The following is a 234-nucleotide window of genomic DNA, read 5'->3' as shown; positions in this document are numbered from 1 at the left end:
CGTCGGTCCCGTCGATCACCTCGGAGGACCCGACGACGAACAGGTCGTTGTAGCGCGCGGCGAGCGTGTCGTGGTCGTCGTCGACCGAGAGGTCCGGCGGGGCGACGTCCAGTCCCGTCCGGTCGACGAGCGCGGCGAACTCCTCGTCGAGCGACCCGTCCGCGAGCGCCGCGTACAGGTCGTCGTCCGGTTCCGCGAACGCTCTCGCAGCGAGCGCGTACACCGCGCCGCGAG

At 72.2% G+C, this 234-nt stretch carries 1 pseudogene; it reads right to left on the bottom strand.

Features of this window, described 5'->3' with window-relative positions:
• Positions 1-234, bottom strand: a pseudogene (locus tag SM753_RS21170) (molecular chaperone); the annotation flags it as partial.

The organism is Halostella sp. PRR32 (genome assembly GCF_034808085.1).
Taxonomy (GTDB): Archaea; Halobacteriota; Halobacteria; order Halobacteriales; family Natronoarchaeaceae; genus Halostella; species Halostella pelagica.
This window is presented reverse-complemented; position numbering and strand designations above follow the sequence as displayed.